General features: G+C 34.0%; 25 protein-coding genes and 1 riboswitch. Of the genes, 16 read left to right on the forward strand and 9 right to left on the reverse strand.

Annotated elements, in window-relative coordinates; translation table 11 throughout:
• The 10 genes from GQ596_RS10285 to uvrD form a co-directional block, all read left to right on the forward strand.
• A partial coding sequence (locus GQ596_RS10285) for a T6SS immunity protein Tli4 family protein (protein WP_202113796.1) occupies nucleotides 1-623 on the forward strand: 623 nt, incomplete at its 5' end.
• A gap of 214 nt (nucleotides 624-837) precedes the next feature.
• Nucleotides 838-969, forward strand: coding sequence for an integrase core domain-containing protein (locus GQ596_RS11295; protein WP_370516498.1), 132 nt, complete (start codon nucleotides 838-840; stop codon nucleotides 967-969).
• Nucleotides 970-1,311: 342 nt separating this feature from the next.
• Entirely contained in the window at nucleotides 1,312-1,455 is a 144-nt protein-coding gene (locus GQ596_RS10295; protein WP_160401642.1) for a hypothetical protein, read from the forward strand.
• 256 nt (nucleotides 1,456-1,711) lie between these two features.
• Nucleotides 1,712-1,879 (forward strand): lipoprotein, encoded by a 168-nt coding sequence (locus GQ596_RS10300; protein WP_160401643.1) that lies wholly within the window; start codon nucleotides 1,712-1,714, stop codon nucleotides 1,877-1,879.
• A 12-nt stretch (nucleotides 1,880-1,891) separates the two neighbouring features.
• A complete protein-coding gene (gene lysA, locus GQ596_RS10305; protein ID WP_160401644.1) occupies nucleotides 1,892-3,145 on the forward strand; it encodes a diaminopimelate decarboxylase in 1,254 nt (417 codons plus the stop codon).
• 124 nt (nucleotides 3,146-3,269) lie between these two features.
• The gene (dapF, locus tag GQ596_RS10310; protein ID WP_160401645.1) at nucleotides 3,270-4,094 is read left to right on the forward strand and encodes a diaminopimelate epimerase; all 825 of its coding nucleotides are present in this window, start codon (nucleotides 3,270-3,272) and stop codon (nucleotides 4,092-4,094) included.
• Nucleotides 4,095-4,283: 189 nt separating this feature from the next.
• Complete coding sequence (locus GQ596_RS10315; RefSeq protein ID WP_160401646.1) at nucleotides 4,284-5,018, forward strand: DUF484 family protein; 735 nt, start codon at nucleotides 4,284-4,286, stop codon at nucleotides 5,016-5,018.
• A 9-nt stretch (nucleotides 5,019-5,027) separates the two neighbouring features.
• Nucleotides 5,028-5,948 (forward strand): tyrosine recombinase XerC, encoded by a 921-nt coding sequence (gene xerC, locus GQ596_RS10320; protein ID WP_160401647.1) that lies wholly within the window; start codon nucleotides 5,028-5,030, stop codon nucleotides 5,946-5,948.
• A 2-nt stretch (nucleotides 5,949-5,950) separates the two neighbouring features.
• Nucleotides 5,951-6,664 (forward strand): 5-amino-6-(5-phospho-D-ribitylamino)uracil phosphatase YigB, encoded by a 714-nt coding sequence (yigB, locus tag GQ596_RS10325; RefSeq protein ID WP_160401648.1) that lies wholly within the window; start codon nucleotides 5,951-5,953, stop codon nucleotides 6,662-6,664.
• Between the two features lie 212 nt (nucleotides 6,665-6,876).
• Nucleotides 6,877-9,081 (forward strand): DNA helicase II, encoded by a 2,205-nt coding sequence (gene uvrD, locus GQ596_RS10330; RefSeq protein ID WP_160401649.1) that lies wholly within the window; start codon nucleotides 6,877-6,879, stop codon nucleotides 9,079-9,081.
• 71 nt (nucleotides 9,082-9,152) lie between these two features.
• Here uvrD and cyaY read toward each other — a convergent pair whose 3' ends face one another.
• The 6 genes from cyaY to GQ596_RS10360 form a co-directional block, all read right to left on the reverse strand.
• Nucleotides 9,153-9,464, reverse strand: coding sequence for an iron donor protein CyaY (gene cyaY / locus GQ596_RS10335; protein WP_160401650.1), 312 nt, complete (start codon nucleotides 9,462-9,464; stop codon nucleotides 9,153-9,155).
• Between the two features lie 105 nt (nucleotides 9,465-9,569).
• Nucleotides 9,570-10,076, reverse strand: a complete 507-nt coding sequence (locus tag GQ596_RS10340) for a surface-adhesin E family protein (RefSeq protein ID WP_160401651.1) — start codon at nucleotides 10,074-10,076, stop codon at nucleotides 9,570-9,572.
• Nucleotides 10,077-10,862 carry a hypothetical protein gene (locus GQ596_RS10345; RefSeq protein WP_160401652.1) on the reverse strand — a complete coding sequence of 262 codons (786 nt, stop codon included), beginning with the start codon at nucleotides 10,860-10,862 and terminating at the stop codon, nucleotides 10,077-10,079.
• Nucleotides 10,863-10,939: 77 nt separating this feature from the next.
• Nucleotides 10,940-11,575, reverse strand: a complete 636-nt coding sequence (locus GQ596_RS10350; protein WP_160401653.1) for a thiamine diphosphokinase — start codon at nucleotides 11,573-11,575, stop codon at nucleotides 10,940-10,942.
• Between the two features lie 20 nt (nucleotides 11,576-11,595).
• Nucleotides 11,596-12,057, reverse strand: coding sequence for a ribosomal protein S18-alanine N-acetyltransferase (gene rimI / locus GQ596_RS10355; protein WP_160401654.1), 462 nt, complete (start codon nucleotides 12,055-12,057; stop codon nucleotides 11,596-11,598).
• Nucleotides 12,032-12,433, reverse strand: a complete 402-nt coding sequence (locus GQ596_RS10360; protein WP_160401655.1) for a DNA polymerase III subunit psi — start codon at nucleotides 12,431-12,433, stop codon at nucleotides 12,032-12,034. The genes rimI and GQ596_RS10360 overlap by 26 nt, the downstream gene beginning before the upstream one ends.
• A gap of 88 nt (nucleotides 12,434-12,521) precedes the next feature.
• Here GQ596_RS10360 and rsmC point away from each other — a divergent pair, with 88 nt between their 5' ends.
• A complete protein-coding gene (gene rsmC / locus GQ596_RS10365) occupies nucleotides 12,522-13,562 on the forward strand; it encodes a 16S rRNA (guanine(1207)-N(2))-methyltransferase RsmC (protein WP_160401656.1) in 1,041 nt (346 codons plus the stop codon).
• Between the two features lie 117 nt (nucleotides 13,563-13,679).
• Here rsmC and GQ596_RS10370 read toward each other — a convergent pair whose 3' ends face one another.
• From GQ596_RS10370 to yihI, 3 genes are all read right to left on the reverse strand, one after another.
• Entirely contained in the window at nucleotides 13,680-14,489 is an 810-nt protein-coding gene (locus GQ596_RS10370; protein WP_160401657.1) for a hypothetical protein, read from the reverse strand.
• A gap of 112 nt (nucleotides 14,490-14,601) precedes the next feature.
• Nucleotides 14,602-15,972: an oxygen-independent coproporphyrinogen III oxidase gene (gene hemN, locus GQ596_RS10375; protein WP_160401658.1), complete on the reverse strand. Its 1,371-nt coding sequence runs from the start codon at nucleotides 15,970-15,972 to the stop codon at nucleotides 14,602-14,604.
• A 299-nt stretch (nucleotides 15,973-16,271) separates the two neighbouring features.
• The gene (gene yihI / locus GQ596_RS10380) at nucleotides 16,272-16,772 is read right to left on the reverse strand and encodes a Der GTPase-activating protein YihI (protein WP_160401659.1); all 501 of its coding nucleotides are present in this window, start codon (nucleotides 16,770-16,772) and stop codon (nucleotides 16,272-16,274) included.
• Nucleotides 16,773-16,942: 170 nt separating this feature from the next.
• Here yihI and coaA point away from each other — a divergent pair, with 170 nt between their 5' ends.
• From coaA to GQ596_RS10405, 5 genes are all read left to right on the forward strand, one after another.
• Nucleotides 16,943-17,878, forward strand: a complete 936-nt coding sequence (gene coaA, locus GQ596_RS10385) for a type I pantothenate kinase (protein ID WP_160401660.1) — start codon at nucleotides 16,943-16,945, stop codon at nucleotides 17,876-17,878.
• A 16-nt stretch (nucleotides 17,879-17,894) separates the two neighbouring features.
• Nucleotides 17,895-18,347, forward strand: a complete 453-nt coding sequence (locus GQ596_RS10390) for a DUF1090 domain-containing protein (protein ID WP_160401661.1) — start codon at nucleotides 17,895-17,897, stop codon at nucleotides 18,345-18,347.
• Nucleotides 18,348-18,472: 125 nt separating this feature from the next.
• Nucleotides 18,473-18,517: riboswitch (PreQ1 riboswitch) on the forward strand.
• A gap of 3 nt (nucleotides 18,518-18,520) precedes the next feature.
• Nucleotides 18,521-18,994, forward strand: a complete 474-nt coding sequence (gene queF / locus GQ596_RS10395; protein ID WP_065635533.1) for a preQ(1) synthase — start codon at nucleotides 18,521-18,523, stop codon at nucleotides 18,992-18,994.
• A gap of 29 nt (nucleotides 18,995-19,023) precedes the next feature.
• On the forward strand, nucleotides 19,024-19,680 hold the full coding sequence (gene queC, locus GQ596_RS10400; protein WP_160401662.1) for a 7-cyano-7-deazaguanine synthase QueC: 657 nt from the start codon (nucleotides 19,024-19,026) through the stop codon (nucleotides 19,678-19,680).
• 46 nt (nucleotides 19,681-19,726) lie between these two features.
• The gene (locus tag GQ596_RS10405; protein WP_160401663.1) at nucleotides 19,727-20,407 is read left to right on the forward strand and encodes a 7-cyano-7-deazaguanine/7-aminomethyl-7-deazaguanine transporter; all 681 of its coding nucleotides are present in this window, start codon (nucleotides 19,727-19,729) and stop codon (nucleotides 20,405-20,407) included.
• Nucleotides 20,408-20,939 lie beyond the last annotated feature (532 nt).

Consider the following 20,939-nt stretch of genomic DNA (forward strand, 5'->3'; position numbering starts at 1 on the left):
CGCGTAATGGCTTATCTAAAAAGTACGATGCAGATCGTCAAAGATCTCCCCACTTGTATGGTAATAACGTGCCCCAAAAATTAGCTGAGTTACATAAACTATTTGACCGGATTAAGCCGCGTGATGATTTAACTATCCCAACAACACCTGGTTTTTGTTTTTTACACGGTTTTATGCAAGGGGAGGATCGTGAATGGAAAGATATGGGGTTTATCTATTGGCATAATACAATCAATAATTTTTATTTTAGGATCGATTATAACGATTTTAAAGAAGGTGATGCATTACTTGATAAGCCAGAAGGTTATGTTACGCAAGGCCGAGGACATACTCTCTATAAAGGAATGCGTGAGAGTAATGGGTTATTGCTAGAAGAGTGGATAGCAAAAGGGCAATTTTTCCTTAATGAAGATGGCTCGTATTCCGATGATTGGGGATATGTATTTTCGTTAGGGATCCATATGACCGACCCAACCTATAAAACACCACAATTACGCTTAGAAATGTACTACAAAATCCCAGATGATGAAACACAAGCATACAGTGAAAAGCAACTTATGGTCATTTGGCGAGAAATCACTAATAGCATTAGAATAAGGGAAAGCGCTTTTGAAAACGAATAAACAATATATTCGAAAATTTGGTTATAAATAGAATCATAAGCGTATTTATCGGAACATTGCCAGTTAAAACTTAACATTAAAATAAAGCGTAAAAAACGTATTCCATTACGAGCGCCAAAACAGTTATCGCTACCAAAAACAAGGTGAATATTGGTCAATGGATTTTATGAGTGATAGTAGTCAAAACTAACATCATTTTAGAAGATTCAACGTAATTGATGACTTTAACCGAACTTATCGAACCGAAGTGTTAGAGTTATATCTTGTTAATAACCTAGAGCAAGCAAGGAGAATAACCGAAGAATGGTTAACCATTTATAATACTGAAAGACTGCATAAGGACTAAATAATATGACGTCCATTGAATTTAAAACACAAAAACAGGTAGCATAATTTTCTACGTGAGCAGTGTGCTAAAAATGGGGTATTTATAGTAGGTGCTTGTAAAAACAAAAAATTAATGAAATTGCAAATGAGTTAAACGAGCATTATACAAGCAATAAAGCAACTGTGAAGCACCGTCTATCCCCAACTATATCATCGTGATCCACACCAAAATTGAGCAGACCATTACAAACAAGGAAAATAGTAAGAGGGCGCTAATATCATAAAAAAATAACTGTTACTAATTTGGTTAAACGTTTAATGGGCAGATCACTAGATCTTTTATAACGTGCTAAAAAAAACGATGAAAGCTTTTGTCCCTTTAACCGGTAAAAACGAACGTTATAAAATCATCAGTTATGGAATTAAACGTCTGGTTAAAGTTGAAAAGTTCATTGAAGATAAATTAAGGTGGCAAGCTAAACAGGATATTTTACTTAAACACTAGATGCTACTGAAACTTTTTGACAAAAATAAAGCAGTTTTGTTTAGATAAACAGTGTGATAATCAGCAATTATTTAGTGATGCAAAAGAGAGAAAACAGAAGCTTAAACGCCTTATGTGTTTTTTAGCCAATTATTTTAATCATGAAGTGTAAACAATTCGACGTTTTCCTACATGTTATTATTTGCGCTTTGCAGCATTGTGCCTATCGTGTAATATAGATGGCATTCTAAAAAATAGAAAAAATTGTGAATATTTTATGAAATTAATTATAAAATTACTCTTTGTCTTTTTTGTCATATTGGCATTAGAGGGATGTGGATTAAAAGGTCCACTTTATCATCCAGATGAAAAAGCGGCAACTCAACAAAACAAGCTAACAACAACTGCCTCAATTCAATCTGATTTATTTATTAAAATTGCATAATGGAATAAAACGATGGATTTTTTAGATTATCAACGTGATCGCTTATTTGCTAATCAAATAGCGATTGCTGATCTTGCTAAGCAGTATGGTACCCCTTTATATGTCTATTCAGCCGAGCATATTCGTGAGCAGTTTTTAGCCTATGAACAGGCTTTGGTTAATACAAATCACTTAATTTGTTATGCCGTTAAAGCGAATAGTAATTTGGCTGTTTTAAGTTTGCTTGCAAAACTCGGTGCAGGTTTTGATATTGTTTCACAAGGCGAATTAGAACGAGTATTAAAAGCCGGTGCGGATCCTAAAAAAATAGTCTTTTCTGGTGTTGCTAAATCAATCATTGAAATTGAGCGGGCACTTGAAGTGGGTATTAAATGCTTTAATGTTGAATCTGAGGCTGAATTGTATCGAATTGATGAAGTCGCGAAAAGATTAGGTAAAATTGCACCGATTTCATTAAGAATCAACCCTGATGTCGATGCTAAAACACACCCATATATCTCAACTGGTCTACGCGAAAACAAATTTGGGATTAGCTATCCGTTAGCATTATCAGTTTATCAAAAGGCGCGCGCATTAATAAATATAAATATTGTTGGTATTGATTGTCATATTGGTTCGCAGTTAACACAGTTATCGCCGTTTATTGATGCTACTGATCGTATACTTGCTTTAGTGGACCAACTGCAAGCTGATAATATTGCAATTGAACATATTGATCTTGGGGGCGGTTTAGGTGTTTGTTATGATAACGAACAACCACCAACGCCATCGCAACTTGTGACAGAATTGAAAAACAAATTGGCCAACTACCCTGATATTGAAATTTTGTTTGAACCAGGGCGATCTATTGTAGCTAATTCTGGTGTGTTAATTACTAAAGTTGAGTATACCAAACATCAAGAGGGTAACCACTTTGCGATCGTTGATGCTGGTATGAACGACTTAATTCGACCTGCACTTTACGATGCTTGGATGAATGTTTTACCTGAAAGACAACCAAAATCTGACGATGAACTTTTTGTATATAACGTCGTTGGTCCGATTTGTGAATCGAGCGATGTTTTGGCTTATCAGCGAGAACTTTCAGTTAAGCAAGATGATTTACTTGTTATTTGTAGCGCAGGCGCTTATGGTTTTAGTATGGCATCAAATTACAATAGTCACCCAAGACCAGCGGAAGTGATGCTTGTAGGCGAACAACAACATAAATTAATTCGTCAGCGAGAATCCTTTGATGATTTATGGCGTGGTGAGGCTGTTTTATAATATTGGTAAATTGTATCGGGAATGCTTAATGATAATAGTATTTCCGATTTAAGTGGATGCTGGTTAACAGTCAAAACTAAAAGTAACGAAATAAAAATGTTCGACAATAGAAGGTAAATTAACGATGAACTTTTCAAAAATGCATGGGCTCGGGAATGATTTTATGGTTATTGATGCCGTAACGCAAAATGTTCATCTTTCTACTGAAATGATTAAACGTATGGCGGACAGATATACGGGTATTGGCTTTGATCAACTGCTTATTGTTGAGCCACCTTATGTGCCAGATAGCGATTTTCATTATCGTATTTTTAATTCTGATGGTTCTGAAGTTGAGCAATGCGGTAATGGTGCTCGTTGTTTTGCACGCTTTGTCCGTTTAAAAGGATTGACCCGAAAACGGGTATTAAAAGTTAGCACAATGAAAGGTAATATTGTTTTAACAGTAAATGATGACGAAACCGTACGTGTTAATATGGGTGAACCTATTTTTGAACCCAGTAAAATCCCCTTCAAAGCTATCAAAGAAGAAAAGACCTATATCATCCGTGCACAAGAACAGACAGTCTTATGTGGTGTAGCCTCAATGGGGAATCCGCATTGTGTAATTCAAGTTGATAATATTGTAACAGCAGAAGTTGCAACACTAGGACCACTATTAGAGCAGCATGAACGCTTTCCTGAACGAGCTAATATCGGGTTTATGCATATTATTGATCGCGATAATATTAACTTACGGGTATTTGAACGAGGCGTTGGCGAAACACAAGCTTGTGGTACAGGAGCCTGTGCAGCAGTTGCCGTTGGCATCAAACAAGGATTATTAAATGAAGGCGTTAATGTTAATTTACCAGGTGGTAAATTATTGATTGAATGGAAAGGCAACAATCAGCCACTTTATATGACAGGACCTGCAACACATGTTTATGATGGTTTTATTGCAATTTAAATTCCATATTCATTGATAAGCACCTGCATTTGTTGGTTAAATTGGTAGAAATAACAACGCAAAAATCGTTCAGGAAAGGTATTGATTTTATTGAAGTTTTTATTTGTGTTTTTAGCGTTTTAATTAAAGCAAAAAAGCAGTAGAAACATAACGTAATGTGATAATACGATAATATAATAGACGTTAATTATGGTTGGTAAAAATACACGAAGTTTAATCGCTAAAAGAGCTCGGCAAAAGCCTTCATCAGTAAAATTAAATGACGAAATTGTGGCGCAATATCTTATTGATAACCCAGATTTTTTTATACGAAATGCTAGACATGTTGAATACATGCGAGTCCCTCATCCTGTGCGGGGGATTATTTCGTTACCTGAATGGAATATGGCTCGTCAGCGTAACAAAATTAATCAGTTAGAGTGTGAAATCTCATTATTAATGGAACATGCCAGCGCCAACGAATTGCTGTTTAACCAACTAATGGATCTACAAATTGAGTTGATTAAATCTCAGGATCTAAATCAATTGATAGCGTTATTAAACACATGGGCAAAATCGTTAGGTCTTAGCGGTGCTTATCTGTATCTTTTTGACGATAAATGGTTGCTTAGTGCGCCATCAAATTATCATCACTTAGCGTTAAATTCATCACAGTTTGATTTTATTCGTGTTAGGCATTTGCAGTATAACCAACAATATTTAGGATCATTAAATTCAACTGAACTCGATTTTTTATTACCTCAACACGGTTATGTTGGTTCGGTCGCTTTATCTTTATTGGGGCAATTTGGTGATTTAGGATTGCTAATGTTTACTAGCACTAATCCACAACATTACCAAGCTGGGCAAGGTACATTATTACTTGAAAAAATGAGTGAAATTTTGCCTATTTTAATTAGCAGATGGATTATGCGGAAAAAATAAGGAAGCGCGATGGAACAGCCTAATCAAACTGACAATACTGCATTAACATTACCCGTTGATCAGTTTTTAAATTATTTAAAGTCAGAACGACAGCTCAGCTTAAATACTCAAATTAATTATCAAAGACAACTGTATGCGCTCATTTCGTTAGCGAAAGAAATAGAACTTTCAACATGGCAAGATTTAGACTCATCAGCGGTAAGATTATTGATTAGTCGCAGTAAACGCACCGGTTTACAGGCAAGAAGTTTATCATTAAGATTATCGGCATTGCGGAGCTTTTGCGATTGGATGGTTAAAAATGATCTTATTAATGCAAACCCAGCGCGTGGGGTTTTGAATCCTAAATTGGGGCAACATCTTCCTAAAAATATTGATATTGATGAAATCAACCAGCTTCTTGATATTGAATATAATGATCCGCTTTCTGTTCGTGACAGAACGATGCTTGAAGTGATGTATGGTTCAGGATTGCGTCTTTCCGAATTAGTGGGATTGAATTGTCGTGAATTAAACCTTACCGATGGCGAAATTCGCGTAATGGGTAAGGGTAATAAAGAACGAAAATTACCATTAGGTCGAGAGTCAATTAAATGGATTAAGCATTGGCTGTCAATGCGAAATTTGTTTGTTCCTCAAGATGATGCGCTGTTTATTTCAAAATTGGGTAAACGAATTTCACCGCGTAATGTCGAAAAACGATTTGCACAATGGGGTATTAAACAAGGGTTAAGCAGTCATGTTCATCCCCATAAATTACGCCATTCATTTGCAACTCATATGCTTGAATCAAGCCGAGATTTGCGAGCAGTACAAGAGCTGCTTGGTCATGCTGATTTATCAACGACGCAAGTTTATACGCACTTGGATTTTTCACATCTATCAGAAGTTTACGATTCAGCTCATCCACGAGCTAAAAGGAGAAAATAACGATGCACTTTTATCGAACGATGAATACGATTAAAGCATTGACTTTCGATCTCGATGACACGTTATACGATAACAGTATGATTGTAGAAAAAGCGGAAGAAGAAATGGTCAAAACGCTTCAAAGTTATGAACAATTGCACACGCTTACAATATCTGAATATTTTGTTGAAAAGCATGCCGTACTTGCTTCTGATCCCGAAATTTATCATGATGTCATTGTTTGGCGAATTCAAACTATCAAATCGCTATTAAGTAAAACTAACATGCCTGTGCAAAAATTTGCAGATGTTATTGATGAATCAATAGCATGTTTTAATTTTTGGCGACACAAAATACAAGTCCCAGAGTCAACACATAAGTTATTGACAAAATTAGCCACTAAATACCCTTTAGCTGTAATTACTAATGGTAATGTAGATGTTCATCAAATAGGTTTAGGGGATTATTTTCAATTTTCGCTACGAGGTGGAGAACACGGGCGTTCAAAACCTTTTCCCGAGATTTTTGAATTGGCTTCTAACAAGTTGACTATCCCACCGCATCATATTTTACATGTAGGTGATAATTTATTGACTGATGTTAATGGTGCTATCAATAATGGTTTCTTGGCTTGCTTTATTAATATCTATAATTGTGATATTTTTCAACTTGATGATACAAGATGTTTACCTCATATTGAAATAACGCAATTGCCAGAATTGGATAATCTGCTATAATCTTACCTTTATCTGTATAGATGGACAGTAAATCTATGTAAAGATAAGTTAAAATGTATTAAGCGTAACAGTGTGTTGCGCTTAACAGCTTTATCTTTATAATTCCTGTTTGATTACAGCCAACAAAATATCTCTAAATATGATAAAAATATTAACATTTCCAACATTAATGCTGGTTGGTGTTTTTGGTTATCAAAATAGGTTTGAATATAATGGAAATTAATCAATCATTATTAGAAGATCTAAATACCGAACAACAAAATGCTACCACCACTGATAATCAATATACTATTGTTCTTGCCGGTGCAGGAAGTGGTAAAACTCGGGTTTTAGTTCATCGTATTGCTTGGCTTTGTATTGAAAAGCAATATTCTTCTGGTTCAATTTTTGCGGTTACCTTTACCAATAAAGCCGCTGCCGAAATGCAAGAACGTATTCAAGCATTAGTTGGTGAAGGGCATTTTAATGGTATGTGGGTGGGCACCTTTCATGGATTGACACACCGTTTATTGCGTATGTTTTCAGAGCAGGCTAAATTGCCGCCTAATTTTCAACTGATTGATACAGAAGACCAAGTTCGACTTATAAAACGTATTTTTCGCGAATTGCAAATCGATGAAAAACAGTGGTCAGCTAAGCAGTGTGCCGCTTTTATTTCTGCTCAGAAAGAAAAGGGACTTCGTGCCGATGATATTGTTCCGGAAGATCCTAAACAAGTTATGTGGCAAAGAATTTATCACGACTATCAAGTTATTTGTGATAAGCTTGGTTATCTTGATTTTTCGGAGTTAATTTTAAGAACCTATGAACTCCTTTGTCAAAATGAAGAAGTTTTAAATTACTGTCACCGCCGTTTTTGTAATATTCTAATTGATGAATTTCAAGATACTAACAAAATCCAGTACCGATTAGTAAAAAAATTGGCAGGTAATACCGCTAATTTAATGATTGTGGGGGATGATGACCAATCTATCTATAGTTGGCGTGGAGCGAATGCGGATAATCTTCAATTGTTTATCAATGATTACCCTGAAACTGAAATTATTCGATTAGAACAAAATTACCGTTCAACCAATAATATTTTAAATGCTGCAAATAAGTTGATAGCGAAAAATAGCAAACGGTTGGGTAAAAATTTATGGACAGATAGAGGTGATGGCGAACAGATTTTGCTTTATATTGCTTATAATGATATTGATGAAGCAAGGTTTGTTACAGGTCAAATTAAAAAGCGTCATCAAGAAGGTGATAATTACTCAAGCTGTGCTATTTTGTACCGCAGTAATGCACAATCACGAATATTTGAAGATACATTATTACAAGCTGGATTACCTTACCAAATTTATGGCTCAATTCGCTTTTATGAACGTCAAGAAGTTAAATTAGCGCTTGCTTATTTACGGTTATTGCATGATCACAATAATGATATGGCATTTGAAGCGACGGTTAATACTCCAACGCGTGGAATTGGTAGTATTACGCTAGATAGAGTTAGAACCGTTGCTAAACAACATGGTATTTCATTGTGGGATGCTTGTTTAATGTTGATCCAAACCAATGCATTGAGCGAAAGGCAATGCACTGGTTTAAGTCGCTTTTTGGATCTGATGGAATTTATCTTTGATAAAGTGGAATCGCAACCAATTTATAAGCAACTTGATATGATTATTAAATTATCGGGTATATTGCAAATGTATGAACAAGAACCCGGTATAAAAGGACAATCAAGGCTAGAGAATCTTGAAGAATTAGTATCAGCGGCTGAGCAATTTTATCATTCTAATGAAAATACGGTTATTCAAGATAGCGAAACAGGTAAAACTTTGACTATTCTAGAATCATTCTTAGCATACACTTCGCTAGAAAGCCGAGATGTAATTAATGAACAAGATTCAATTCAATTAATGACATTACATTCAGCGAAAGGTCTTGAGTTTGATAATGTGTTTATTGTTGGACTAGAAGAAGGGTTATTCCCAGACCAACGATCAGCACAAGATCCTGAAAAAATGGAAGAAGAACGGCGTCTTGCTTATGTCGGCATCACTCGAGCACGTAAACGCCTAACACTATCATTAGCTCAGATAAGGCGTTTATATGGACGTGAAGAACGCAATTTACCTTCACGTTTTTTAAATGAATTACCCGTTGAAGCATTAAACGAAATCAGTCATCAAGACTTTATCAGAGCATCTGATCGAAAAGAATATAATGACTACAAAAAAACTTATCCTAAAAAAGTACGTCAAAATGATGATGGTTATAGATTAGGTCGTAAAGTGCTACATAACCGTTTTGGTGAAGGAACCATTGTTTGTATTGATGGTGAAGGTGATCACCGGCGAGCACAAATTGCTTTTGTTAATGAAGGAATTAAATGGTTAGTTATTAAATTAGCAAATTTAACTTTATTGTAGACGTTATTAAGCTATTGTACTATTAAGTGATTAAACGGGAATTGGTAATTAAATTCCCGTTTTTATTTGTTTTATTGATCTGCTTGATCTTTTACTGATTCAGAAAAAATCAGGTCGAATGACTGATCGGTTCGGTTGCAAAGCCAATTATCATTTACATAATCAAAATGATAACCTTGCTTGCGTGTAGCTAACCAAATTTGGAATAGAGGTTCTTGAGTGTTAACAATGATTTTACTGCCATTAGGAAAACTAACGGTAATGACATTACCATTGGTTTCATAGTCCAAATCAATATCATGTTCATCTGCATAATTATCTAAAAATAGTTCGATTTTATTAAATAATTGATCGGTCAGGGTATGGAATTGTGTGATATTCATAAAGGTATAATCATTCTAATAAATAATGGTGTGATATTAGTATAAATGGATATACTCTGCCACAGCAAGGTGGCTAGAGTAAAATAAGTGTAGATTTAATTGTTATTAATTAGCAAGAGGTAAAGAACAGGCAATAACAAGCAACTTACGTTGTTCATTATCTTGTGTTATTGCTGTCCAGCGATTTGGTATTTCAATTGTATTAACTAATTCGCCGTCACCAAAGTTATTTTTGATAGTTCTTAACTTGCCTTTTGCCAACTCCATTTTGTCACAGTTAGCATAATAATCAATTCTGATAGAATTATAGAGTGTTTCAGTACCATCATCATTTTTTTGTCTGAGTTCAGGACTGTAATTAGTCACTTCGCTAAATACACGAATTCGGTTATTAAAAGGATGAAGTTTAATTGATTGTCTATCTAAAAACGAATAACCAATAATGTTATCTTCTGTCGATTTAGAGGTAGGAATAAATTGTTTACCTACTCTAGGATCTTTTAAACTTTCAGCAGCTGTATTTGTTTGGGTATCCGTACTGTTTTTTTCTTCAACTGCATGACTGAATGTTGCAAAAGAAAAGAGAATTAAAAATAAACTGATCTTTTTCATTTAAATGTTATCTCCATCTTTTGAAGTCGTTTCTGTCGTATTAGTTTGTGGTTGAGATTGTTGATTTTCTTTTTCTTTTTGCATTTTTTCTTTATATGCTTTAATGCGTTCTTGTTGCTCAGCTTCTTGTTTTTCTATGATTGTTTTTAGATCTGGACGATCCTCAAGAAGAATTTCTTTTTTCAAATCCCCCTGAAGAGAACAAAAAACACTAGTTTGATTGTTGGCAAAATTTTCTAAATAAAGTGCTTTACTAATTGTTCCAAATTTTGGTGTAACACCGTCAATAGCATAAGGGTCATCTTGCCATTTCATCGGTTTTGCGTTGAAATCATAAATTTTAGCGTTTGCTATATAAGCATTAGTATTGTAGGGTAACCAACTAATATTATTTAAAGTGCTTTTAACTTCATCTTCTTGATTATCAAAAATAAAGCCCCAGTACAGATAAAGACCAGATAATGTGGTTTTAACATAGATATTTTGATAGCCAATAATTTTTAACCCTCGATACTCTAATGGTTTTTTAAACATGACTTTATTTTTATCGTCTTGTTGACTCGATTCAATGGGGATGTGGGTTACATTATTAGCAGTGACGGCTAAATCGACATAGTTTCTCATTGATTCTTGATGTTTATCAAGCTGTTTGTAAAACTGATTATCACATTGCAGAAAGGTATCTATTACCTCATCTGTTTCACTATGCTCATCATTAGTTTGTGCAAAAGACATACAAGAAATAAATGAAGCACAAACAAGCACAGAAAGTTTTTTTAAAAGCATGGTGAGTCCCTTTGACCGTTATTACACTTATTATTTCGGGGTAGTATTGTAAGATAATGTAAATGTCAATGTCAATCTCAATTAATATTATGTAAATTTTCAATAAAAACCATCAGATAACCGTTTTTAAAAGATATCTTAACCGAATCATTAATTGCCTTATTTCGTAAACTAACTATTCCTCCTAATGATAGTGTTTGATTAATTAAAGGATATTGAAAACCAGTGATGGTTAATTGAGTTACTTTAGAAAATGGTATTAATGAAATAGTATGATCTTTTACGTTATCAATTTTTTGCTCATGTTTGGCAAGAAAAAAACGGCAATAATTATCATAAAAAGTGATTTGATACTGACAGTAATATTTAATTGCGACGGAAATATTTCCCAAAAAATGATCGCTAGCATGACCACTCGCACCATAAATATCAAATTTTGTTATTTCTTTACTAGCTAAAAATAAAATAGCTTTTTCAAAATCAGTCTTACTTTGATCGGGGGTATGGATGATTTTGGTTTTAGAGGGAATTGTGCTATTAGGGTTATAACTGTCCAAATCACCAATAATAAAATCAGGTTCGATTGACAATGTTGATAAATAGTTATGGTAAGCGCCATCGGTTGCGGCAATATAAGTATAGTCATCTATATCTGTTGGATAAAACTTGGGTGGTTCACCATTGACAAATAACAGTGCGGTATTGCTTTTCATGACCATTTCCTTTTATCTGTTTATAAAGCGAGTGTATAAGCCATGATGATAGCATCCTCTTGATGGCCATCGATTGTTGGGTAATAGTTTTTTCGAACCGTTATTTGGTTAAAACCTAGTGTATGATACAGTTTAATTGCAGGGCTATTTGATTGCCTAACTTCAAGCCAAAGCGTTGAAATCGGGCAGGGTGATTTTATAGTGAGTAACGCTTCAATTAAATGATTGAGCAAAGCCTTTGCCAATCCCTGCTTTCTAAAATCAGGGTGGATGGCAATATTAAATAGATTAGCTTCATCAAAAGCCTGTTGGCAGATACAAAATCCAACAATTTGCTTATTAATCGTTATTTTAAAATTTAAATAACGATCACCTTGGTTTGAAAAGAATGTCTGTTTTGACCAAGGAATAGCATGACAAATTTGCTCTAATTCAAAAGCTTTTGTTAAATCATGCTCAGTTAGGGTGGAAATAGTTTTCATATTGACATAATTGTTGCCAAAGTTGGCGTTTTTGTTGTGGTGTTTTAGCAAGCTGATCTAAGCTAGCGGTTTGAATGGTTAATGGATTTTGCCAAGATTCTTCTGGTTTTATATCAATAAACCAAACTACGGTTTTAATATCACTTGCTGGTACAATAAGCTGAGATGGTGTTAATACTAACACCTGATCTTGAGTAAGACGAATCGCATTTAATATATCCAAATAGATTTTTTGAGTTGGCTGCGCTTTGGCAACAACAATCAAACGGATTTTATTGCTAATCTGGGTGGCAATTTCGCCTTTAAAGGCATTTGTATTACGCAAAACATATTGTGTAATATTACACTGCTTTAGATACCAATCTTGTTGCGTCATTATCGACTTACTGTTTTTTATTAGAGATTAAAGATAGTTAATTGTATAATCAACGCATCAATTTATAAAGGTTTTTCATTGAGGAAATATGTCCACATCCGTTTTTACTCCAGCAAGTCAAGTACTTGAGCGTCATCAAGAATTTTTTTACGATAAAAATGTGATCATCGCTGGTGACATTCAAGACAGTTATCCGGCTATGATGTCGGCAAATCAAGTTAAAATTCATTGCACACAATTTCATACTTATTTACGTTTAAAAAATAGTGCTCGTGGCAAGTATACCTATTTTTCATTGTTGCCAGAAGCTGAACTATATGCCAGCATGGATACACTGATTTACTATTGGCCAAAAACAAAAAGTGAAGCACAGTTTCAACTCTCTTATTTATTAAACAATATGCCAAAAGGCAGTGATATTTTTATTATTGGTGAAAATAGAACAGGCGTAAAAAGCGTTGAAGCGTTATTAAATCAATTTGGCACAATCCAAAAAATAGATAGTGCAAGGCGTTGTGGTTTATACCATTTTCAAGCTGAAGATCGTTTGGCATTTGATCTTAATGAATGGTGGTTAAGCTATCATTTAACGATCGAAAATCAAGATATCGAAATTAAAAGTTTACCAGGCGTGTTTAGTCAAAAAAGCTTGGATGCTGGTAGTGAACTGCTTTTAAATGCATTAATCGAACATTCAGACATTATAAAAGGTAATGTATTAGATGTGGGATGTGGTTCTGGTATACTATCAACGGTTATTGGTAAATTATATCCCGAAATTACATTAACTTTATCAGATGTTAGCAGTGCAGCAATTGCTTCAAGTCAAGCGACACTAAATAATAACAACGTAAAAGCAACCGTTGTGGCGAGTGATGTTTTTTCTAACTTAAATGATAAATATCATTTAATTGTTTCTAATCCACCTTTTCATGATGGAAAACAGACCGATTACACGGCTGTTAATACGTTAATCAAAGAAGCAAAAAAACATCTAAAATTAAATGGCTATTTGTGCATTGTGGCAAATTCATTTTTACCGTATCAAACCATTTTAGATGAAACATTCAAAAGTGTTGAAGTGATTGCACAAACGACTAAATTTAAGGTTTATTTAGCAAGTCATTAATAAGTGTAGTTTGTTTATTTTGTTTAAAAAATAGGGCGATGTTATCGCCCTATTTATAAAATTTAAACTTAAACCTAAACTTAAACTGATTTCACTACTATTGATATAGTATCTGGATTAAGAAAGCGCCTCTTTTAATGCCTGTATTTCATAATCGGTAAAATCACAGCGTGTAAAGTTTTGATTAAGAATAATAGGAACGGGATTATTTTCTCCTATTACGGCCAAAGCATTACATTTATTTTTAATCACATCACCTATAATGATTGGTCCATCATTTGAGTTTTTATCAAAATTGGCTACATATTTAACATTGACGCCTTGCAAATTTTTCACATTATATAAAGCTGCTACTATTTTACCGTAAGATTTTAATTTAATTGGAACAACGACAGGTGTTAATTTTTGCCCATTAATTTCATCGATAACTTTTAACATTTTATATATTCTTAAAATACTTACTAACCCCATCCATATAAGTGATGTAAAAAAAAGAATAATAATAGTCGTAATCACAAATTGAGTCCGCATATTCTCAATGGCTAAATTGATGGTTACTAGTGATGGGTTATTAGCAGAAGCCACAGTTACAACTCGGTAATTTGCTTTTTTTCCGCCAATGAGAATGTAATCACGCTTAATAACTTTTCCTGTTTTAGTGGTAATTTTTACTGAACAATTATCAATCATACTCTTTACACGACATTTCCCTTCTACATGGTAGTTAACCACAACGGGGTTACGTGATATTCTATAAGTATCAATTAATCCAGGATAATATGTCAGGGCTGTAAACATAGCTAATACAAAGAACAACATTGCCGCAAACATTAATTTTAATTGCTGCAATTTTCCTTCTTGCTTTAGTTTCATAACCTTTAAAGGGCGAGTAGGAAATACTTCTACTAATTTATTTCTCAATTCCATTTTATATTTCTTATTTATTATCATTAAAACTTAATGATTAAATACTAAGTTGCTAACTTAAAAGTTAATCTTTAATAGTAATTAATTATTGTAATGTTTAATGATAATCAAATCAAATAACCCTAGAAAACTGCTGTTGCCGTGCCATTTTCCGCATATAAATATCAAAGCACATGCAAATATTGCGTATTAGCAAATGTCCTTTAGGTTGGACTGCAATCACTTGCTTATTCATTGCGACTAAGCCATCTTTTTGCAATGGCGCTAGTAATTTTAAATCTTCAGCAAAATAATCATCAAATTGGATTTGGTATTGCTGTTCAATAACATTTTTATCTAAATGAAAATGGCAGATAAGTTGTTTAATTACATCACGACGGATCTTATCGTCTAAACTTAAATTAAACCCTTTCCATAGTGCATTACCCAAATTTTCTACTTGGTTTTGATACTGTTTTAGATCCTTTTGATTCTGTGCATAACTATCACCAAGCATACTAATGGAAGAAACCCCAAGCCCAAGTAAATCGGCATCTCCTTGCGTGGTATACCCCTGAAAATTACGATGTAATTTATTTTCTTGTTGGGCAACAGCCAATTCGTCAGTAGGTTTAGCAAAATGATCCATACCGATAAATTGGTAACCAGCATTAGTGAGTTTTTCAATACTGGTTTGTAAAATTTGCAATTTTTGATTGGCATTAGGCAAATCATCATCTTTAATTTTACGTTGTGCTGCAAAACGGCTAGGCAAGTGGGCGTAATTAAAGACACTTAACCGATCGGGCGAAATAGCAATGACTTTATTTAATGTTTCAGTAAAACTGGCAACGGTTTGTTTGGGTAAACCATAAATAAGATCTAAACTAATTGAATGAAAATGATTTTTACGCGCTTGCTCAATTAGTGCACGGATTAAGTTTTCATCCTGCTTTCGATTAATTAGGTTTTGTATTTCATCATTAAAATCTTGAATTCCCATACTTAATCGATTAAAGCCAACATGGGCTAAATGATCAATCGTTTCGGGGGTAATTTCACGAGGGTCGATTTCGATTGATAGCTCAGCGTCATGAGCAAAATGAAAGTGCTTTCTTAATGATGCTATTAAACGAGATATTTCATCATTTGTTAAAAATGTTGGCGTACCCCCACCCCAATGCATCTGTGTGACTGTGCGATTATTAAATAATTTTGCACGTTCGGCAATTTCAATATCTAAAATATCAAGGTATTTGGTAACTTTTTGCGTTTGACGAGTGATGAGCTTATTACAACCACAAAAATAACAAAGTTTATGGCAAAACGGAATATGCACATAAAGCGATAATGGCTTTGTAGGATAAGCTGTTGCTGCTGATAAAAAATCCTGCTCATTGAAATTTTCATTAAATTCAAGTGCTGTCGGGTAAGAAGTATATCTTGGACCAGAATAGTTATATTTTTCAATTAATGCTTGATCCCATAATTGCGTATTGCTCATCTAATTACTTCCGTTTAAGTCTATAGTTGTTGTTATTTTTATGTCGTTTTAATAGTGGTTTTTGCTGAGTTCTAATCTTCGTTTTAATTTTAATGCGATTTGTTTTATTTAAATATAACAATGTACAAATTAATAACCCAAAATATAAACTTAACATAATTAACATTAGCATTATGGTTGGCTCGCTTTTAGGTTATTAATTTACAGGTTTGAATTGTGGGCAAATATTTAACCGTTGTTAAAGTTAGCATCTTGCCCATATTGAAAAACACTATTACAGATGGTTTTATATTTTATCATTAGTTACGTTTTAACAAACTGACAATATCTTCTTTCTTTTCGTCTTCATCTTCAAGCTCATCAAAATCGTCATCGGTATAACCAAGTTCTTGCATTAACTCATCAATTCGATTTAATTTGCTGTCAAGATAAGCTTGTTGCTCTTTAGTTAGTTTGCTATTTTGCTCGACTAAATCAAGTAACATATCTAATTTTGGATCGTTTTCTAATTGTTCTAATTCTTGTTGTGGTGATAAAACCGTTTTACTTGGTTTAGATTGCTTAACAGGTTTTACTCTATTACTAGAATCTTCAGCAATTAAAGAAATCGGTTTTTTACTACCAATACGCGGATCCTTTACCACTTTTGACGTGTTTTTATTCTTGTTGGATTCGCCATTATTAAAACGTGATCCGCTTGGCAATCCCTTATGCTTACGTTTACGTTTCAGTTCACGAGACTCTTCATTGATCTCTTGACGGCTCTTTTTCGCTTTTTGTTTTGATTTATTTTTTAACATACAATCTCGGTCTAATATTAGGGTTACTTATCAATAAGCATATTTTATCAGTAAGTCTAAAATATAGCTATGATAGACACACTATGCATAATTTATGATTGTAAAAAAAGAGATTCATGTATAATCTGAGCGCAATAAATTAGTTAGATTTAATTAGAGAACACAATAAAATGAAAAATCATTTAAGCCCTTATATGCAGTTTAATCGCCAAGAATGGGCAGGTTTGCGTAATGCGGTACCTATGACGCTAACATCGGAAGAGATCACCTCTTTACAAGGTATTAATGAAGACTTATCAATCGATGAGGTCAGTGAAATTTATTTACCTCTATCAAGATTATTAAATTATTATATCAGTAACAGTTTTAGTCGGCAGGCGGTATTATCTAAATTTTTAGGTAAAAGCCAAAAAATTCCTTACATCATCGGTATAGCTGGTAGTGTTGCGGTGGGTAAAAGTACGACTGCTCGTGTATTGCAAGCATTATTAACTCGCTGGCCAGAACACCGCAAAGTCGCATTGGTGACAACTGATGGCTTTTTATACCCCAATAAATACCTTGAAGAACGTGGTATTATGAATAAAAAAGGGTTTCCACAATCTTATGATATTAAAAAACTCATTAATTTTGTTGCTGATGTCAAATCAGGACAAGATAAAGTTAAAGCGCCAGTTTATTCTCATCTAGTTTATGACATTGTTGAAGGGGAAGAAATTGTTATTGATAGCCCTGATATTTTGATTCTTGAAGGATTAAATGTTTTACAAGGCACCATAAATTATACCCAAGCTAATAACCGTGTTTTTGTGTCTGACTATGTTGATTTTTCAATTTATGTTGATGCTGAATTACCATTGTTACATGATTGGTATGTGAACCGGTTTTTAAAATTTAGAGCAGGCGCTTTTAGTGACCCTAACTCTTATTTCAACCATTATTCACAGCTACCAGAACAAGAAGCGATCGATATTGCTAATCGCCTTTGGCGTGAAATTAATGAATTAAATCTAATTGAAAACATCCTACCAACTAAAGAAAGGGCAAGCTTAATTTTAACTAAAGGTAAAGATCATAAAGTTGATTTGATTCAGTTAAGAAAATAAATTAATAGGAGTCTATATGAAATCAGTAATTCGATTAGCGACTAAATTAAGCATAACCACTTTGGCTATTTTATTTTCAATTGGTGCTAATGCCTATGACCATGTAGAAGGGCTAACCTGTGAAGGCAAAAAACAGGCTATTGAAGTCGAAATTGAACAAGCCAAAAATCACTCCAACACTCACAAAGTTGAAGGTCTTCAAAAGGCATTAGAAGATATTAATAATCATTGTTCAAATAATGATTTAGAAGAAAAATACAAAAAAAGAGTCCAAGAAAAAACAGATAAAGTTACCCAAATAACCCACGAATTGGATCAAGCAAAAACAAAAGGTAATAAACAAAAAATGACCAAACAACAAACAAAATTAATCGATGCCAAGCAAGAACTTAATGAAGTCAAAGCTGAATTAGCTAAATTTTATAAAGAACTCGAAAAAAATAAGTCAACTAACAGCGTGTCGCACTGATTTTGCAATAATGTTTTTATCATAAACCCCATCACTAGCGACTAGTGTTGGGGGATATTTAGGCTTCTGCATAATATCTTAGCCTTACTAGACTTTTTTATTTAAAAAGAGTATGGTGTGCGGCTTGTTACGTGGTTCGTAAACCTCCCACGCTAAAAAACTAAGGAAACAGCATGAGTAAAATTACACTATTAGGCGATCAGTCCGTTCGCTATCCAACGACCTATTGTCCTGAAATACTAGAAACATTCGACAATAAACACCCAAATAACGACTATTTTGTTAAATTCAACTGTCCTGAATTTACCAGTCTTTGCCCAATAACAGGACAACCTGATTTTGCAACGATTTATATTTCGTATGTACCTAATATCAAAATGGTCGAAAGCAAATCGCTAAAACTCTACTTATTTAGCTTCCGCAATCATGGTGATTACCACGAAGATTGCATTAATATCATTATGAAAGATTTGATTAAACTAATGGATCCTAAATATATTGAAGTTTGGGGCAAATTCACACCACGCGGTGGGATCTCAATCGATCCATATGCTAACTATGGTAAAGCTGGCACTAATTGGGAACAAATTGCACTAAACCGTTTAGCTAATCACGATCTTTATCCTGAAAAAGTCGATAATCGCTAATCTATAATTTATCTAAACAGGAACCGTTAATGCAAACTCGCAAAGCACTCGTTATATTTTCGGGCGGGCAAGACTCAACCACTTGCTTGCTACAAGCCATTGCTGATTATGGGCGTGAAAACGTCCAAGCAATCAGCTTTCACTATGGTCAACGCCACGCCATTGAGCTTGAAAAAGCCGAATGGATTGCCAAAGATTTAGGTATAAAGCAAACCGTCATTGATACATCAGTAATTAAACAAACCACTAACAATGCACTTATTGATAACACTCAAGAGATCAAAGCTGCTCAAAATGGCGACTACCCCAACACCTTTGTTGACGGGCGCAATATGCTCTTTTTACTTTTAGCTGGCTGTTATGCTAAGCAACAAGGCATTTGTGACATTATTATTGGCGTTTGCGAAACCGATTTTAGTGGGTACCCAGATTGTCGCGATATCTTTATTAAATCAATGAATGTATCGATGAATTTAGCTATGGATTATACCTTTAATCTTATTACGCCACTGATGTATTTAACCAAAGCCCAAACGTGGGAAATGGCCGATAAACTAGGTTATCTTGATTATGTTCAAAAACATACTCACACCTGTTATTACGGTGTAGAAGGGGGATGTGGTAAATGCCCTAGTTGCTTACTGCGTGATAAGGGCTTACAGGAATATATGACTAAGACTAGATAAATTAATGAACAACTGGGTTCTCTCACCCCATTAAAAAGGAAAAAAGATGTATTTGAACACTCATTCAGAATCGATAGAAACAAACTTTACTCGTAAACAACAACAAAAAGCCCTTTACTGGTTGGCCTTTTTTCATATTTTAGTTATTGCTTCAAGCAATTATTTAGTCCAAATCCCGTTTGATATTTTTGGTTTTCACACCACATGGGGAGCTTTTACATTTCCGTTTATCTTTTTAACTACCGATTTAACCATTCGAATTTATGGTGCAAGTTTAGCAAGAAAGATTATCTTTGTAGTAATGATTCCAGCCTTGCTATTTTCATACTCTATTTCGGTATTATTTTTTGAAACCCATTGGGTTGGGTTATCGGCATTAGCGGAATTTAATAGCTTTGTCTTTCGTATTGCATTAGCTAGCTTTGCTGCTTATTTAGTTGGACAATTGATGGATATTACTGTCTTTAACTATTTAAGAAAAAACAAATCATGGTGGGTTGCCCCAACAGCATCGGCAATTTTTGGAAATGCTATTGATACCGTTGTCTTTTTTGCTATTGCATTTTATCAAAGTAGTGACGAATTTATGGCAAACCACTGGGCCGAAATTTCGTTAATGGACTATAGTTTTAAAATTCTAATTTGTGGATTATTCTTCTTACCACTTTATGGGGTGATTTTGAATTTTATTTTAAAAAGATTAGTGGCAGATTATAAAGCTAACTGATTATTATCATCTGCTTTTTATTATTAAGGGGGATTGAAATCCCCTTATATTATTTAAAACAGGTGTTTTTAACTCTAAAAAACTTCAATAAAATCAATACCTTTCCTGACTGATTTTTTTTGGGGTTTTTGCGTTGCTTTTTAACACAAAAACAACTCACAAAAAAGACCTAAGGTTATGCTGTCTGTCTTGTTACGGCGTCGGGGCAGCCGAAGGCCACATTCTGAAGCCAAAGCGTGGGTTGTCAGGGAATTCGCTTTAATTCCCTGACTCGGACGTGGGCACGATAGCTATTTTATTCGCAAAAAGTCAAAACGTCCGAAACCTCTGCACCTAATCCATTCTATACACCAACAAAAAAAGGCCTGATTTTCCACCAAAAAATCAGTCAGAAAAGGTATTGATTTTATTGAAGTTTTTTCAATGCATTTTTATCAAACAAAACCACCCCCAAAAAAACCAAAGCAACGCTTTCTTACCCTAACAAATCTTTACAATAAATTAACAAAAAAAGTGGCAGATTATTCGCCAT

The organism is Gilliamella sp. Pra-s60, from assembly GCF_009795755.1.
Lineage (GTDB): Bacteria > Pseudomonadota > Gammaproteobacteria > Enterobacterales > Orbaceae > Gilliamella.